11 protein-coding genes and 1 other RNA gene are annotated in these 16,423 nt (G+C 48.2%); 8 read left to right on the forward strand and 4 right to left on the reverse strand.

The features are described 5' to 3' along the window. Window positions 1-116: 116 nt before the first annotated feature. The 4 genes from I1H34_RS20050 to I1H34_RS20065 all read left to right on the forward strand — a co-directional run bounded on the left by I1H34_RS20050 (window position 117) and on the right by I1H34_RS20065 (window position 4,943). Window positions 117-1,133 carry a GntR family transcriptional regulator gene (locus tag I1H34_RS20050; RefSeq protein WP_212662725.1) on the forward strand — a complete coding sequence of 339 codons (1,017 nt, stop codon included), beginning with the start codon at window positions 117-119 and terminating at the stop codon, window positions 1,131-1,133. A 246-nt stretch (window positions 1,134-1,379) separates the two neighbouring features. After that, window positions 1,380-2,639, forward strand: coding sequence for a vWA domain-containing protein (locus I1H34_RS20055; RefSeq protein ID WP_212662726.1), 1,260 nt, complete (start codon window positions 1,380-1,382; stop codon window positions 2,637-2,639). Between the two features lie 66 nt (window positions 2,640-2,705). Beyond that, window positions 2,706-4,211: a site-2 protease family protein gene (locus tag I1H34_RS20060; RefSeq protein WP_212662727.1), complete on the forward strand. Its 1,506-nt coding sequence runs from the start codon at window positions 2,706-2,708 to the stop codon at window positions 4,209-4,211. A gap of 180 nt (window positions 4,212-4,391) precedes the next feature. Continuing rightward, on the forward strand, window positions 4,392-4,943 hold the full coding sequence (locus tag I1H34_RS20065; RefSeq protein WP_212662728.1) for a tetratricopeptide repeat protein: 552 nt from the start codon (window positions 4,392-4,394) through the stop codon (window positions 4,941-4,943). 11 nt (window positions 4,944-4,954) lie between these two features. On the opposite strand, the gene I1H34_RS20070 is transcribed toward I1H34_RS20065, so the two are convergent. The 3 genes from I1H34_RS20070 to I1H34_RS20080 form a co-directional block, all read right to left on the reverse strand. Then, window positions 4,955-6,508 carry a M16 family metallopeptidase gene (locus I1H34_RS20070; protein ID WP_315874847.1) on the reverse strand — a complete coding sequence of 518 codons (1,554 nt, stop codon included), beginning with the start codon at window positions 6,506-6,508 and terminating at the stop codon, window positions 4,955-4,957. Window positions 6,509-6,530: 22 nt separating this feature from the next. Further along, on the reverse strand, window positions 6,531-8,162 hold the full coding sequence (locus tag I1H34_RS20075; protein ID WP_212662730.1) for a DUF3747 domain-containing protein: 1,632 nt from the start codon (window positions 8,160-8,162) through the stop codon (window positions 6,531-6,533). A 369-nt stretch (window positions 8,163-8,531) separates the two neighbouring features. Next, window positions 8,532-10,688, reverse strand: a complete 2,157-nt coding sequence (locus tag I1H34_RS20080; protein ID WP_212662731.1) for a substrate-binding domain-containing protein — start codon at window positions 10,686-10,688, stop codon at window positions 8,532-8,534. A 445-nt stretch (window positions 10,689-11,133) separates the two neighbouring features. Between I1H34_RS20080 and rnpB the strand changes: the two genes are divergently transcribed. The 3 genes from rnpB to ccsB all read left to right on the forward strand — a co-directional run bounded on the left by rnpB (window position 11,134) and on the right by ccsB (window position 13,445). Further along, window positions 11,134-11,547: RNase P RNA component class A (gene rnpB, locus I1H34_RS20085), an RNA gene on the forward strand. Between the two features lie 56 nt (window positions 11,548-11,603). Next, entirely contained in the window at window positions 11,604-12,341 is a 738-nt protein-coding gene (gene rnc, locus I1H34_RS20090; RefSeq protein WP_212662732.1) for a ribonuclease III, read from the forward strand. 270 nt (window positions 12,342-12,611) lie between these two features. Next, the gene (gene ccsB, locus I1H34_RS20095; protein WP_396124657.1) at window positions 12,612-13,445 is read left to right on the forward strand and encodes a c-type cytochrome biogenesis protein CcsB; all 834 of its coding nucleotides are present in this window, start codon (window positions 12,612-12,614) and stop codon (window positions 13,443-13,445) included. Window positions 13,446-13,467: 22 nt separating this feature from the next. On the opposite strand, the gene I1H34_RS20100 is transcribed toward ccsB, so the two are convergent. Next, entirely contained in the window at window positions 13,468-14,787 is a 1,320-nt protein-coding gene (locus tag I1H34_RS20100; RefSeq protein WP_212662734.1) for a DnaJ domain-containing protein, read from the reverse strand. Between the two features lie 269 nt (window positions 14,788-15,056). On the opposite strand from I1H34_RS20100, the gene tilS reads away from it, so the two are divergent. Next, window positions 15,057-16,073: a tRNA lysidine(34) synthetase TilS gene (gene tilS / locus I1H34_RS20105; protein ID WP_212662735.1), complete on the forward strand. Its 1,017-nt coding sequence runs from the start codon at window positions 15,057-15,059 to the stop codon at window positions 16,071-16,073. Window positions 16,074-16,423 lie beyond the last annotated feature (350 nt).

Genomic DNA, 16,423 nt, shown 5'->3' on the forward strand with positions numbered 1-16,423 from the left:
TTCAAGTCACAGATTTGGCAACCGACTCGTCTCCAAAATAACTAATTTAAGTCTGTCAATCCTTCTCTTCAGCTCATATGATAGAGGGATTGCTGCTTTCACTTTGCCCTTGGCCTATGATGGTCCAGTTTAAAATTCAGCCGGATAGTGAAATCCCGGCCTCAACGCAGTTATTTAACCAAGTCTGCTTTGCGATCGCATCTCGGCAGTTCGCCCCTGGTTACCGGCTACCCAGTACACGACAGCTGGCAATGCAAACGGGGCTTCATCGCAATACGATCAGCAAAGTCTATGAACGACTTGAAAACGCTGGCTTTGTAGAAGCCCAAGTGGGGTCTGGAATTTATGTTCGAGCCTTAGGCCAAGAATCCTTACCGATCACGGAAGAAGAAACGGCCACGCCTGTCCCCGAACTCATTGAGCAAAGTTTAGACGGCTTCCTCCAGCGCGGCTACACCCTCAAACAGGTGGAAGAACTATTCCTCAATGCCATCACAGAACGTCTGCGTGCCAGTACCCGCGTGATCGTTACCGTCCCTAAACATGACTGGGGGGCAGGTGAAATTACGGTACAAGAGCTCCAGCAAGCCTTATCCATCACCATTCAGTTAGTGGCCCTAGAAGAGCTATCCACAGACTTAAAAACCCGTAAAGCAGCCACGGTACTGGCTGTTCGCTATTTTGCCACCCAAGCCGAAGAAATTTTGGCTGAAGTGCAGGCTAAACATAAAGACCCCAAAGCCTTTCGCATTATCCCCATCGATATTTATGACTACTCCGACGAATTAGAGCTGATTAAAGCCCTGCCCGAAGGCAGTCGGCTGGGGTTAGTCAGTCTCAGCCCTGGTACATTAGGGGTCGCTGAAGTCATGATTTATAGCCTTCGTGGTGAAGATATTTACGTCATGAGTGCGGAGTGTAAGGATACCTATAAACTGAATGCCGTTATCCGCCATGCTCAGACCATTATTTGTGATCAAGCCAGTTTTGATATCTTAAAAGCCGCAGTCATTGCAGCAGAACCTGATTTAATTCGTCTCCCCAAGTTAGTTTGCTGCCGTAATTACATCGATCCACAATCCATTGAGTTATTACAGCGAGAATTAGGCATCGAAGATCCCTCCGACTCTTAAATTCCTAGTCACCATCATTCCATTGCTGTAGTCTATATTTTTCCTGGGCCAAGGGATAAGCGCCATTGTCAAAGTCTCCTCTCCTAGTCTTTTCACTGGGACGCTTAAGACCCACCAGTTAGAGTCGCAAAGACTTAGGATAAGGATGTAAAGGGTTCTGTAGTAGTGAGTTAGAGTTGGCGAAAATCGCTAGACTAAACCCAATCCCAAGAAGCAACCCACATTCTGCATTACGAGAAACAAACCATGAACGTCAGCCTCAGTCTGGCCCTAAACGATGACCATCTTGACGCCTCTCAAGGAACGCAACAACGTCAATTATCCATTGCTGTTTCTGCCATTCACGAGACGGGATTAAACGATGGCACTCGCAACGCGCCGTTGAACCTCTGTTTGATTTTGGATCACAGTGGATCCATGACTGGCCGCCCGTTAGCGACGGTCAAAGAAGCAGCTCAAAGCTTGATCGATCGACTCAATCCTGGCGATCACATTGCCGTAGTAGCCTTTGATCACCATGCCAAAGTCTTGATTCCCAACCAACTGGTGGAAGACCCGGAACAAATTAAAGCCCTGATCCAACGTCTTGAGCCCAAAGGGGGCACAGCCATTGATGATGGTATGAAGTTAGGGATTGAAGAGTTAGCAGTCGGTAAACAAGGCACTATTTCTCAAGCCTTTCTGCTCACAGATGGTGAGAATGAACATGGCGATAATCAGCGCTGTCAACAGTTTGCCGAGTTAGCAGCAGGGTACAACATTACCCTCAATACCCTAGGCTTTGGTAGTCATTGGAATGAAGATGTATTAGAAGGTATCGCGGATTCAGGGGGGGGAAGCCTCTCCTTCATCGAAAAGCCCGAAAATGCCGTTACTGTTTTCAATAACCTATTTACCCGTATTGAGACCGTCAGCTTGACGAATGCTCATTTTTTAATTTCTCTAAGCCCTGGCGTCCGGTTGGCTAATCTCAAACCTGTGGCCCAGGTTACTCCGGAAACCGTAGAGCTACCGATTACAGAAGAAGGCGATTTAGCCATTATTCGGATCGGAGATCTGATGACCCAGATGCAGCGGACAGTACTGGCCAATCTTTATATTGATCAGCTCTCTCCTGGTCGACAGACCATTGCCACCCTTCAAGTCCGCTATGACAATCCTGCTTTGGAACAAACGGATCTGCTTTCCGAAAAAATCCCGGTTGAGATTGCGGTAACGGAGAGTTATCAACCCTCTTCGAACCCTAAAGTTCAAAAAAACATCCTGGCTTTAGCTAAATATCGTCAGACACAAATTGCAGAAACGAAACTGCAGGAAGGCGACCGCGCAGGCGCAGCAACTATGCTGCAAATGGCTGCAAATACCGCCTTACAAATGGGGGATGAAAATGCTGCCACGATCTTACAAGGCAGCGCTACTCGGCTACAGGAAGGGGAAGAGCTGTCGGACAGCGATCGCAAAAAAACTCGCATCGTGTCCAAAACAACCTTACAAGCCCCTTCCTAACCGGTAGGCCCGAGCTATGTTCTATCCAACTGCCACGCTGCTCACTTCATTCATCCAACAGCACCTATGACTGGCTTACTTTTTTTGGCCGCTTTTGTAATTCTCGGAGTCGGCTATCAACGCGCCCGTCCCATGGGGCAAATCGGCGTTTTAGCTTGGCTACAATCTCTGGTCCTCATGGGACCATGGCTCCTCATGTTTGGTCTGCTCAGTTTAGGGATTACTCTCAACCTAGCGAGCGTTCTTTTGATGGTAATCCTGTCCATTAGCCTCTACATCACCTTAGGCAGGCGGTTACGCTATTTAGCCAATCAAGACTCCCAGCAGGTCCCCCCCCCAACCTCACCAGACATCTCTCCCATAGAAGCTACCTCCGCACCAAGCTCAGATAATCCTGTTACCGATAGCAAAGCCTCTTCTTCCACTCCCCCTGAAATCCCCCCAACAACGATTGCCCCACCTCCCATTTCAGCGGAAGATCTCAAATCAATCCAGGGCATCTTTGGCATTGACACTTTTTTTGCCACAGAAACCATTCCCTATCAAGATGGGGTCATCATTCAGGGCAATCTAAGAGGAGATGTACCCACAGTTCATAGCGAGTTAACCCAGCAGCTCGAATCAAGATTGCCGGAGCAATATCGCTTATTTCTGGTCGAGAATACTGACGAAAAACCCATTGTTATTGTCTTACCACGACGCAACGACCCGAAAGTAGGTGGGTGGACCCAAAAGCTGTTTGCAACGATTCTCAGTTTAGCCACCATTGGCTCTTGCCTCATTACAGGTGCTTTTTTATTGTCCTTCAACCTCATCGAACAACCCGAGCGATTATCGGAAGCACTCCCCATCGGCTTAGGTTTAGTAGGAGTATTAGTCGCCCATGAAGTTGGTCATCAAGTGAGTGCCCAGCGATATCAGGTGCGACTAAGCTGGCCCTTCCCCTTTCCAGCCCTGCAAATTGGTTCTTTTGGCGTCTTTAATCGGTTTGAATCTCTACTTCCTAATCGCCAAAGCTTATTTGATATTGCCTTTTCTGGACCGGCAGCCGGGGGTTTGTTTTCACTCACATTACTCATTTTGGGATTAATTTTGTCCCCGTCCAGCCCCATTTTACCCCTCGATATTTCGTTTCTTAGAGGGTCGATTTTTGTAGGGACGTTAGCACGTCTGTTCTTGGGAGATACCTTGCAAGTCTCCAGCATACTGGTTCATCCTTTAGTCGGTGTAGGCTGGCTTGGCCTGGTGATCACGGCCCTTAACTTAATGCCTGCTGGCTCTCTTGATGGAGGACGGATTATTCAAGCCATCTATGGGCGAAAAATTGCGCGTTTAAGTACTTGGATTACCCTAGTCATATTGGCCCTCATTGCCATCGCCAATCCCATTGCCTTGTATTGGGCCATCATCATTTTGCTCCTACAGCGAGATTTAGAACGTCCCAGCCTTAATGAACTCACAGAACCTGACGATACCCGAGCGGCTTTAGGGTTAGCTGCTTTATTCATCATGGTGGCCATCCTCTTGCCGCTTTCTCCGAGTTTAGCGACTCGTATTGGCATCGGCGTCTAACACACCACGCCTAACTGCAGCACAGCAATGCGGGTCAATTTGGTAGACAAGGCAAACGGATATCGGGTCAACTCATGCTATATGGGTTGGCCTGAGTTGAGACATATTAACGACGATGAATGGCTCAACTAGTATCAAGCATTCCCTCGCTATACCAAGGTTCGAAATGAATCTCCCGTAATGACGCTTCCCAAGGCCAACAAGGTCATTCTTGTAGTACTGCTCAGTAGTTTATGGTTACTCCCTGCGTTGGGTCAGAGTCAGACCCCCCAGACCTCGTTACAGCAAGCCAAGCAGGAGCTGAAGGCAGGGCAATATAATCAAGCTGAAACTCATCTACATCAGATCGTGCAAGAACAACCTCAGTCGGCCGAGGCCTTTTTCAATTTAGGGCTAAGCTTACATCTACAACTGGAATTGGACGAAGCAATAAAAACCTATGAAAAGGCTATCCAGCTTGATCCTACTTACGACCAACCCTATACCAATATGGGGTTGGCGTTAATTGAAGCCAATCAATTGGATGAAGCCAGTATCGTTTTCAAGCAAATCTTGTCTTTACCAGATCGTCCAGAACAACCCGCTAGCATCCACACCTTAGCCCACTACAATTTGGCAATTATTCTCAAACGGCAGGACAAGCTAGATGCTGCACGACAAGAAGTTCAGGCAGCTCTAGCCATCACGCCTAGTTTTGCTCAAGCTCAAACGCTCCAACAAATGCTGAATTGAAACCCTAGCCTTTATTTGCCCTTGGACAAGATATAGCCAACGGTACGATTTTCAGGTTTGAAGGTCAAGTCCGCAATTCGTTGAACATCTTCTGGAGTCACGGATTCAATCTTTTCTAGTTCACTGAACAGATTGCGCCAATCCCCGGTTTTGACTTCGTACTCTGTCAATAACCTTGCCATCCCACTATTCGAATCTAGCGATCGCAATAGACTAGCCCGAGCCTGGGTTTTCAGACGATCCAAGTCTTGGGTATCTACCAATTCTGTCTTCAGTTTTGCCAACTCAGCATTCAAAGAAGTGGCGACTTCATCGACCGTATGTCCGGGTGCCGTTAACGCGTAGAACAACATCAGGTTCGGATACTTATCTCCAGGAAAACCACTAAACCCTTCTGCACTCAAGGCAATCTTTTGCGATTCTACTAAAGACTTATAGAGTCGAGACGTACGGCCATCACTCAGCAAGCTAGCAATCAATTCATAGATGGCATGATCCGGATCGCTAATGGCAGGGCAATGATAGCCTTCTAAATACCAAGGCTGGGATTTTAACTCCAGGGTCACGGATTTTGTTTTCTGTTGTGGGGGTTCCACCTCAGTGACTTGAGGGGGCTGTGATCGCGACTTGAAACGGCCAAAATAAGTTTTCGCCAGCTTCTTCACTTCTTTGGGGTTCACATCCCCCACAATGGCAATGGTTAAATTACCAGGACCATAGTAGGTATCAAAGAAGTCTTGGACATTCTGACGGGTTAAATTGCGAAGATCTTTCTCATAACCAATCACCGGCTGCAGATAAGGGTGGACATCAAAAGCTTCTCCTAAGAAGACTTCGACCATTTTGCCAATGGGCGAATTATCGGTGCGTAACCGCCGTTCTTCCAAAATGACTTCTTTCTCTTTATAGAATTCCCTCAGAACAGGCTCTAAAAAACGTTCTGATTCCAAAGACATCCAAAGTTCTAGCTTATTGGCAGGCAAGCTATAGAAATAGCGGGTCGCATCTGAGGAGGTTGTGGCATTGAGGCCCACGCCCCCTTCTTGGTTGATGATTTGGCCCATTTCGTTTTGCTTCACCAGTTCCCCTGCTTTCTTGGAGACTTCAGTGAATTCTTGGGTCAGTGTTTGAACCGCTTGCTCATCTTTTTTAGCCTTTGCCGCTTGGATTTGGTCAAATAGCTTATCTTGCTGTTCTAAGAGCGGCTTTTCAGACTCATAGTCTGTTGCACCAATCCGGCGAGTGCCTTTGAATGCTAAATGCTCCAGATAATGTGCAACCCCAGTTTGTCCCATCGGTTCATCAGAACCGCCTACATCTGCATAGGTATGAAGCGCAACAACGGGCGCTTGATGTCTTTCTAAAACAATAAATTTCAGTCCATTTTTCAGCCGAAATGTCGTTACCTTATCCTTGACTCGATCCAGATAGGGTTGGATAGATTGACCCGCTTCTGCTGGAGGGGGTTTTGGGGTTGCCGCCCCAACCGGTTGACCATAAAGAGCGAGGCTAACAAAGGCAGCCAGCAGCAACAAAGCAATTTTTTGTAATCTAGACAACCGCATTCTCCTTGTAATGATGTCGGAGTTACTGAGTTTTCTCCAGAATCGGATTCATCCCGTGACGTTGGATCAGTTGCATTCTATCTTGTGCTTCTCGCACAGAAGCAAAAGACCCTACTTGCATCACGGATCGCCCACGATAAGAAGATCGAAAGGCACCGGGAACCAACCCCTTAAGTTTACTTTTTTGACGGGAATTAAAGGCTGATACCACGATTCGATATCGAGGTCCTAAAGCAATCGATGACGAGGGCGGTGCAGGGGGCAATCCTGCCCGGAGATGATAAATATCGGACCCTTTATCTGCGCGCCCCATTGGAATCCTAGACCCCGGCACGGGTAATACACCTACCCTAGCAGGCACGGTTCGCAAGGCGAGGCGGCGACGACTATCTTTGATGACTTCAGGTTTCAAACCATTTCGCTTCATCAGTTTGACCATGCGATCCAGTTTAGAGCGATTGTCAAACAACCCCACTTGCATCACAGATCGCCCCTTATAAGACGATCGAAAGGCATCGGGGACAAGAGACTTAATTTTAGATTTTTGTTTGGTATTCCGAGGCTTAACGACAACCCGATACAGCGTATTAGATTGGCGTGCAGCCGATTTAAACCGGCGTCTACGATCGGCTACCGGGGAAGGAACAGGAATATCTACGCCGCGACTGGCAATCGAAGAAGGAGGGACTGCAGAAATTCTAGATCGCTCATTTTCAATAATCTCTGGCTTCAAGTCATTGCGCTTCAACAGTTTTACGATGCTATCGACTTTGGAACGGCTATTAAACAAGCCGACCTGCATCACCGAGCGACCTTGGTATGCGGATCGAAAAGCATCTGGCACTAATGATTTGATACGAGTCTTTTGCCCGCTATTGCCAGGTTCCACCACAACTCGATAGAGAAACCCTGAACTGGGCACTGATGCAGACTGGGAGGGCACGGGTATGTCAACTACTTTTGCAGAGGAAGGCGGCACAATCGGCTCCCTTCTCGCAGATGACCGTGGAGGCGATAAGCGCCGTCCGGCAAACACAGCGGGCTGTGCTTGCTCAGTATTGAGATAAACATGGCCTAGGGTTTTGCCATTGTAGGTGCGTTTGGCAAAATTCCAGCCAGAATTCAAGTGAATTTTGAGCAGTCCAGAACTCATGCCCCGGGTTCTACCAATAACCATTGGCTCCCCTAACCGGCGAGAGCTGGGCATCCCTAGCAACAGCAGCTCATTACCTTGTTTTTGTAGAGTGAGTTGATAATCTAGCCCTAGATCTTTACCTGCCTGACGGATAGAGTAACCATTGCTATCGGTGCTACGGCCACAAATCCCTGTAAAGTCGAACTTGAGCAATAGAGGCTCAATTTCTGTGGGGCTCGCTCCATGCTCTTTCCAACATTTTTTACTGCTAGAAATTTGTTCCAGAACCAGCAAATTGTAGTAACCCCGATCTCGGGGAACCGCAACTGCAATAAATTTATTTTGGGGGACCGCTGTTTGCCCAAAAGTAGCGGCCAAAAAGGTTTGAGGGCTGCGTTTACTCTCTAATAGGTCTGGGTTTGTGGCGGGTATTCCATTTGCGATCGCAGGTAAGGCCGTCGCCAATGGAATGGCAGCAGCGGCAAATGCCGTCAACCTATGAAGAGATAAATAATGCATGGGGTTGTCTCCAGCGCCCTGATTGATGACGATGAATGCTCTATAAGTATTATTCCCAAACTAAAAAAAGAAATCCGTCAGATCCAGGTTGAAGCTTGAGTTTTACAAGATTAACTTAAACCTATGGATTTTGAAGTGGATTTTTTGTTCTCGGTTATAAAACAGAACATTTATCAGTTTGAGTCGGTTTCTAACTCTGGATAGAGTATCAGAACCCGCTCCAGAAGGATAGTACCCAAAAAGGCTTTATCACCTACCTGTCGAAGCAGTAGCAACCGAAGTTCCCAAGGGTATGCAATTGGGTCAATAGCGTGGTCAAGCAACTTAGAGCCGCTTAATTAAATTTTTTTTGTACAAAAAAGACTCTGATCAGCCTTCATCTTCGTCTTGAATCCACGTCTGCTTGGGATCTAGTGTTTGGAAAATTTGCGGTTCCATTCCTTCAGGGAAATCCTCATCTTGAATCCAAGTTTGCCTCGGATCTGGAGTCTGAGGAGTATCCGCCTCTATGGTGGGGGACAGCTCTTCATCTTGAATCCAAGTTTGCCTTGGATCTTGAAGTTGAGTGGGCGGTGAATCGATGCCAAAAGGATTATCGACATCTTCCATCCAAGCCTGTTGAGGCTCTTGCAGCTGGGTCGGACTCGAGTCTTGGAGCTGAGTGGGATTAGGGTCTTGTAATTGTGTAGCGCTAGGATCTTGCAACTGGGTAGGGCTAGAGTCTTGTAACTGAGTCGAACTGGGGTCTTGCAGCTGAGTGGGATTAGGCTCCTGAAGCTGAGTAGCACTAAGATCTTGCAGCTGGGTCGGACTTGAGTCTTGTAACTGAGTCGGATGAGGCTCCTGAAGTTGGGTATTACTCGGATCTTGTAGCTGGGTAGCCGTTGGATCGTAAAGCTGAGTGGGACTAGAGTCGAGGTTTAGTGCTGCACTGGCTGCCAAATCTTCACTGTCAAGGACTTGCAGTTGAGTGGCAGTCGGATCTTGGATCTGGGTCTTTGGACCTCTTTGGGATGGCGGTGTATCCTGCAGTTCAGTTTTAGGAGTTTGAATACGCGTTTTTGCCTGTAGCTCCCTAGACGTAATATCTACCCGCTCATCCGGGACCTGCGGTTCCATTTCTGAGACCTGCAGCTCAGTTTCTGATCCTTGAAGTTTCGTTTCAGAGGGCGTAGCCATCTCATTAACTGCGCTCGCTGCCGCTGCTCCCAAAACCACATTTTCAGGGGAAAGGGGGCTACTTCCTGCCTCACCCACCGGCACTGAAGGGGAGGAGTTTGGCATTTCTTGTAACTCTGTTTCAGGCGCTTGAATACGAGTGGGTCTTATTTTTTCAGCATAATTGGGGGCTGGTCTCGGGGCTGGTTTCGGCTTAGATTTTGCCAGCAATGTTTTTAAGACACCCCCCACTAGCCCTCCCAACACCAACGTGACTAGAGCAATGGGTAGCCACCCTAACCCTCCAGACGTGTCTTGGGCTTCTCCTGCCGTATCCGTGCTCGCAACAGTTGATGCCCCCGTTCCATCCGGGTTAGAGGTAGAAGAACCATCCGATGATGCCGAAGATGTATTGGCTGACTGAGTATTATCTGACTGAGCATTATCCGCAGATCCAGCATTGGTATCTGTTTTTCCATCTTGCGCAGAATCATTGGTTGATGAACCATTAGCACTGGTGTCGTCGATAGCAGATTGGGTCTTTGCTTCCGCAATCGCTGCTTGTCCCGGAGCAGAGGCCACAAAGTCTAAAAACGTTTTAGTCGAGATAGTGGGCATACCTTCATAGACATAGGTAAAGGGCTGAGAAAAGGGATACCGCGGATCATCGGGCAAAGTGTCGTACATGGAGATGGGGCGAATCGCTTCAGCTTCGCCAATCTGACTGGCAAGGGCATAGCTAATGCCATCCTTACCCAATTCATCCATCAGGGCCGCAACGTTATCTTGATCGAGCTGAACAATCTGGCCACCTGCCTCAAAGTTAGCGGCTCGAAACAATTCATAGGTTTGCAACGTACTTTGAAGATTGCTGGCAATCGGGCGATGAATCACACGAATAGGGGCGGAGGGGCCTCCCAGTTGGGACCAATTCGTGATTTCTCCCCGAAAAATTTTAACCACTTGGTCAATAGTTAACCCCTTGGCAAAGGGATTATCTTTACCCACAACAATTGCAATTTTTTCCCGGGTGACAGGGACTTGGACTAAGCCTTGCCCTTTCTCTTCCTCCGTGAGGAGGCGACTAATAGCCGCTAAATCAGCCTGTTGGCCCTCTACCTGGAGGGGAGCATCAGCCTGCTGACGCTTAATCTCGACCGTCGCACCTGGGGTTTGAGTTTCATATCCTTGCTTAAGGGTCTGATTAATCGGAGCCATGCGGGTCAAATTATTGATGCGAATGGTTGTTGCCGCTTCCTGGGCTTGAACCCTTTGCCAATCCGATTCAGACAATAGTATGGCCGAGGAGACACCCAAAGTGACTACCATCGCTAACTTGGAAATAGAAGTAGATCGTTTGGGTCTCATGTACTCAGCCTCCAACAAAATATATAGGCGTTAATGACCAGTCGCTTTTAAATCGATGTTCAAAAGCATTGATTGCTTTTGACAACAGCATGTCCTGAGTATCATCTCTTTGAACACCAGCAAGAATGAGACTGTCGTTTAAGAGAAGCCTTGGCTTATGCGCAAGGAAAGAATATTGCCATTACAAAGTGGTTCGGTATTCACAGCCACAAAAGGAAATTCCCATGGGGAGGAGGATACCTAGCTGTTAACCAGTATCTGCACAGACCAATTATCACAATTCTATGAACATTCTTGTAATATCACTATTATTTTTAAGATTCTCTCCAATAAATATTCAAAATAGTACAGGTTATTGACCCCTCAGTCGCCTGGTGGAACCTTACTGGTCAGACACCTTCCTGATGGATGGGCATATATCTATGTAGACTATGTAAAAGATGGGAAGAGTAGGAGTAGGTGGTTGCGGACTTGCGATCGCAAGTCTGAGGAAAGTCCGGGCTCTCGAAAGGCCAGACTTGCTGGGTAATGCCCAGTGCGGGTGACCGTGAGGAGAGTGCCACAGAAACATACCGCCGATGGCTTGTTTCGCTATTTTGTAGCAAAACATTCACAGGTAAGGGTGCAAGGGTGCGGTAAGAGCGCACCAGCAACGTCGAGAGGCGTTGGCTCGGTAAACCCCGGTGGAGAGCAAGGCAGAGAGCAACGGTTGGTCTTTTCCCCGTTCTCGTTTGTAGCGCCGCTAGAGGCGTCTGGCAACAGGCGTCCCAGATAGATAACTACCCTCTTTCTACCCATCATGGGCAAATGCCCTGGTGGAGAAAGAGAACAGAACCCGGCTTACCGCCTGCTCTTCCCTCTATTTTTCAGGGTGTATACCCCTAGGTTTTAAACGTCATCTTTCTTCCCCAATCAATGGCAAGTTGCCCCCCTCAACGACAACGACAGCTAGAAAAATTGATCCTGCGCCTGGGGCTACCGGGGAATGCTCCCATTCGTTGGGAGCTACTAGACCTAGCTCTGACGCACCCTTCTGCCTCTGGTCAGGCCAATTATGAACAATTAGAGTTCGTGGGGGACTCCGTCGTCCGTCTGATAGCAGCCCTTCTCCTACAAACAGAAAATGCTCAGGGGGCCGTAGGAGAATGGTCTGCAATTCGCTCCGTATTGGTGAGCGATCGCCACCTAGCGACTCTAGCCGCTAACTATGGTCTGGATCGATTTCTGCTGCTAGGTCCCAGTACCATGAACGATCGCCGGGGCGAAGACTCCCGGTTAGCGGATGCCTTTGAAGCGGTATTGGGGGCCCTTTATCTGAGCACCGGCGACCTCTCGCTGATTCAGCCCTGGCTCCAGACTCCTCTGGAGCAAAAGGCAGAACAGGTCAGAACCGACCCCGCTTATCAAAACTATAAAGCTGCCCTCCAGCAATGGACTCAGGCCGTCTATCAACAATTGCCTGAATATCGAGTCCAAGAGCATCCTCCCTCATCCCAGCACCCTAACAAAGTGATGGATGAGCGCTTTACCGCCGAAGTCTGGCTCCAAGAGCAATTATTGGGGGTGGGTAAAGGGCACTCTATAAAAGCAGCCGAGAAAGCAGCGGCCCAAATGGCCTTTTTAAAACTCCAGTCTCCTGTGCCTGAGACTTAGTTTTAGGTTTCCACAATCCCTTTTCCATCATTCGATAGGATAATGGGTATATATCTACGGCTCAAAGATTCATAGAAAAGGATAAAAATAATGGATCTGGTCCTGCTCCAGAATAAGCTTGATAATCTTTCCTTCGCAGTCTTATTTGTAACCATGTTGGTGTACTGGGGAGGACTGGCCTTTCCCAACATTCCGTTCTTTCCCACCTTAGGAACAGCCGGAATGGCCATCGCGAATCTATGTATGGCTTGCTTGCTAGGCGCTCGTTGGATGGAAGGGGGCTATTTCCCCATTAGCAATCTCTATGAATCCTTATTCTTCCTAGCCTGGGGGGTCACCACCATTCATCTCCTGGCAGAATGGCTCAGCCGTAGCCGGTTGGTCGGGGCAGCAACCGCTCCCGTAGCCATGGGGATAGCCGCCTTTGCCACCCTGACATTACCGGATGAGATGCAATCGTCAGCCCCATTGGTGCCGGCCCTCAAATCGAATTGGCTGATGATGCATGTCAGCGTCATGATGCTCAGCTATTCGGCCTTATTAGTGGGGTCATTATTAGCCATTGCCTTTTTAATCGTGACCTTCGGTCAAACAGTAGAACTTAAAGGTAGTTCCATTGGCACAGGCAGCTTCCGCAAACGGGACACTCGAGACCTCCAGACCTCGACAGATTCCTCACCAGCAGCCAATACCTTAGATGAAGGATTATCCATGAGTTCGGCAGCAACGGCTGTACTCACCCCCGTCTCCGCGCCACCAGCGCCCTCTCTTTCTTTGACCCGCATGAACCTAGCGGAGTCCTTAGACAACATGAGCTATCGCATGATTGGCTTAGGATTCCCCCTGTTAACGGTGGGGATTATTGCCGGGGCAGTATGGGCCAACGAAGCCTGGGGCGCTCCTTGGAGTTGGGACCCCAAAGAAACTTGGGCCTTAATCACATGGCTCGTGTTTGCAGCCTATCTTCATGCCCGGATTACCCGAGGTTGGCAAGGACGACGCCCGGCTTATCTAGCTACTGGCGGCTTTTTTGTCGTGTGGGTGTGCTACTTAGGGGTCAACCTGTTAGGCAAAGGGTTACATTCCTATGGCTGGTTCTTCTAGATAGTTCCAGATACTCTCAAATTTAGACCAATTGCAGCATCAACGCTCGATAAAGCAGGGCAGTCACCCCATAACTAATCATCACAATCGTGGGCACTGCCAGAGCTGCAATTGGTTCAGCAATCTGACCAATCTTGGTATAGCCACTGTATAAGCCCAGAATGGTAAAACTAGAGGCAAAAAGACTCAAGGCAATGAGCTCAATTTGACCTAACTGCATCGCTAGACCACTGAGAATCGCCCATACTCCCACTGGCAGCATTGCTGCCCCAGCAACTAGCAAATCCCCAGACCAGCTTCCACCTTTCCCCACCATCCGACGGATAAGGCTGCCCGCCAACACTAGGCTAGAGAAAGCCACCACACTGAGCAGCATCAGTTGGGCATCAGACACGGTCCAAGTCTCAGGGGCAAAGAAATGGGCTCCCCCCACCACACCGCCCATGGCCAGTCCAGCACCAATTAGGCTAATCCCAATCGATTGATAGGGCAGCTGGCTTTTCCAAACCTCTAGAGCAGCACCACTAGGATTAACCAGCAGGCGAGGTAAGGCCGTCACAGCAGCGGTTGCCACGGTTGCCCCATTCCGAGGCAGGTTGAATACGATATTGGCGGGCTTGCGATTGAGATCTTTTAGAGTTGCGATGGCCCGTTGGTAATGGCCAATATGTCCCTGCTGTCGAAACAAACTAGCAGCCGCTTGTAAATCACGAATCGCCAAGCGCTCCTTCACCTTGATGTGAGCAATGCCTCGATGATAAAACGCTTGAGCATAGTCTTTTTCTAAGGCAATAGCTTGGGAATAGGATTCAATAGATAGATCTAAATGGCCTAAGCGATAGCAAGATCGTCCCCGAAAAAAGAAGGCTTGAGCCGATTGGGGCTGAATGCTCAAAATATGATCACAATCTTGCAACACTTCCCGATTATGACCGAGGGCAAACCGAGCTTGGCATCGCCCCATATAAGCTTCTAAATAACTCTTATCTAGGTGAATCGCCTGGGTGAAATCAGCAATCGCAGTGGCATAATTTCGTCTATTTGCCTTTTGTACCCCTTGCATAAAATACTGTTGAGCATCTTGGAGAACAACAGAACCGGGTTCTTCTACAAACGGAGATCGAGAACGATCATTCGGGTCATAAATAACCTGCTGCTCGCGATTGCTCAGTACTTCATAGGCCGTACATACTCTTTGAAAAACCTCTGCAGCTCTGGGATTATTAGGGTTTAAGTCAGGATGATACTGGCGAACCAGTCGACGAAAAGCCGTTTTGATCTCCGCTGGAGTCGCCTGTGGAGACACCTGCAGCACACTGTAATGATCTTGTGAGTCCACCATGAAAGTTTTGGAAGCTAAACCGTTCGACAATTGATTGAGGGTTTAAGATGTGATCTTGCTTACACTCTCTTATTCCCAAGTATGGCATTTCGGCTAAAAGATGTATCTATCCACCCAAAATTCTTATTTTTCTTAGTATTTGTTTCCATCACCAAAAATGGTTGTAAACAGACTTTACTCTCATTTTAGAAAAATGCTTTCAACCCTTAAGTTAATCTGCAATAAATATAGGTCTTCCCCAAAATATAAGCTGTCCCCAGAGACCTGCCGTGATTAAATCTGCCCCTTGGACTCCACTACATGCACACCTACACCACATCCTGAAAGAGCGACAACTCTTGCCAGTGCAACAGCGGATCTTAATCGCACTTTCGGGTGGACAAGACTCATTTTGCCTCTTACAACTCTTAGTCGATCTACAGCCCAAATGGGGTTGGGAACTAGCGATTGCCCATGGCGACCATTGCTGGCCTCTAGATTCTGATGCCAATGCCCGCCATGTCACCCAAATTGCCCACCAATATCAGTTACCCTACTTTTTACACCGAGCCACCACGGAACTCAAAAGCGAAGCTGCCGGACGCCAATGGCGTTATCAGATGCTGACAGAGATTGCCCAGCAGGAAGGGCATCCCCTTGTAGTGACTGCCCATACCGCCAGCGATCGCGCCGAGACCTTGCTGTATAACTTAATGCGAGGCAGCGGCACGGATGGATTACAAGCCTTAAGTTGGCAGCGTCCCCTCTCAGATCGGGTGCAGCTCGTGCGGCCTTTGCTAGACGTAACCCGAGGCCAGACCGGAGAATTTTGCCAACAGAGAAACTTGCCTATCTGGCAGGATGCCATGAATCAGGAACTGGCCTATCGCCGAAATCGCATTCGGTTAGAAGTCCTGCCTCATCTCAAGACCCATTTCAATCCACAAGTTGAAACAACCCTTGCTCATACTGCAGAGATCTTGCAAGCTGATGTTGATTTTCTGGAAGCAGAAACCCAGAAACTATTGACGATTGCCCTGCCCAGTCCTCCCCCAGTCTTATCTGAAACAGAACAATATTGGGGATATATTAATCGGGACTTACTCCAATCTGCTCCCGTCGCATTACAGCGTCGAGCACTGCGCCATTTTTTACGGCAGGCTATCAATATATCTGCCAATTTTCAACAAATCGAAAAAGTGATGGCTTTAGTGAAAGCGCCTAATCATTCCCAAACCGATCCTTTGAAGAAACAATGGGTGGCAGAAGTCATTAAACCCTGGATAGTGATTCGGTCTCTTTCATAAAGTCAGTTTCCTCAAGAAATTGTGTCAAAGCTGCTCTTACAAACAGTTCAGATGGCAAGACTATGTAATGGGCTAGACTGCTTACTGCCTAAAATACGAGGGAATCAAACTGGGACTAATTCAACTAGAAATCGTCAGGGAACCCCAGCAGAAAAATAGCAAGAGAATGGCAGCTGTTAACATCCCATGACTTCCGTCTACTGCGAGAATCTAACCCTTATAATTCATGATTTAGGGCATCTCAATTTAAATCGATGGCAATAGTCAAAGCCTTAATAACCCAGGCATACAACTAAGCTGAATCTCCATCCTTTTCTATGAGTAAATCGGACCAGATTAGCGCGATCTGC

Origin of the sequence: Acaryochloris marina S15 (genome assembly GCF_018336915.1) — a bacterium.
In the GTDB taxonomy this organism is placed as follows: Bacteria; Cyanobacteriota; Cyanobacteriia; order Thermosynechococcales; family Thermosynechococcaceae; genus Acaryochloris; species Acaryochloris marina_A.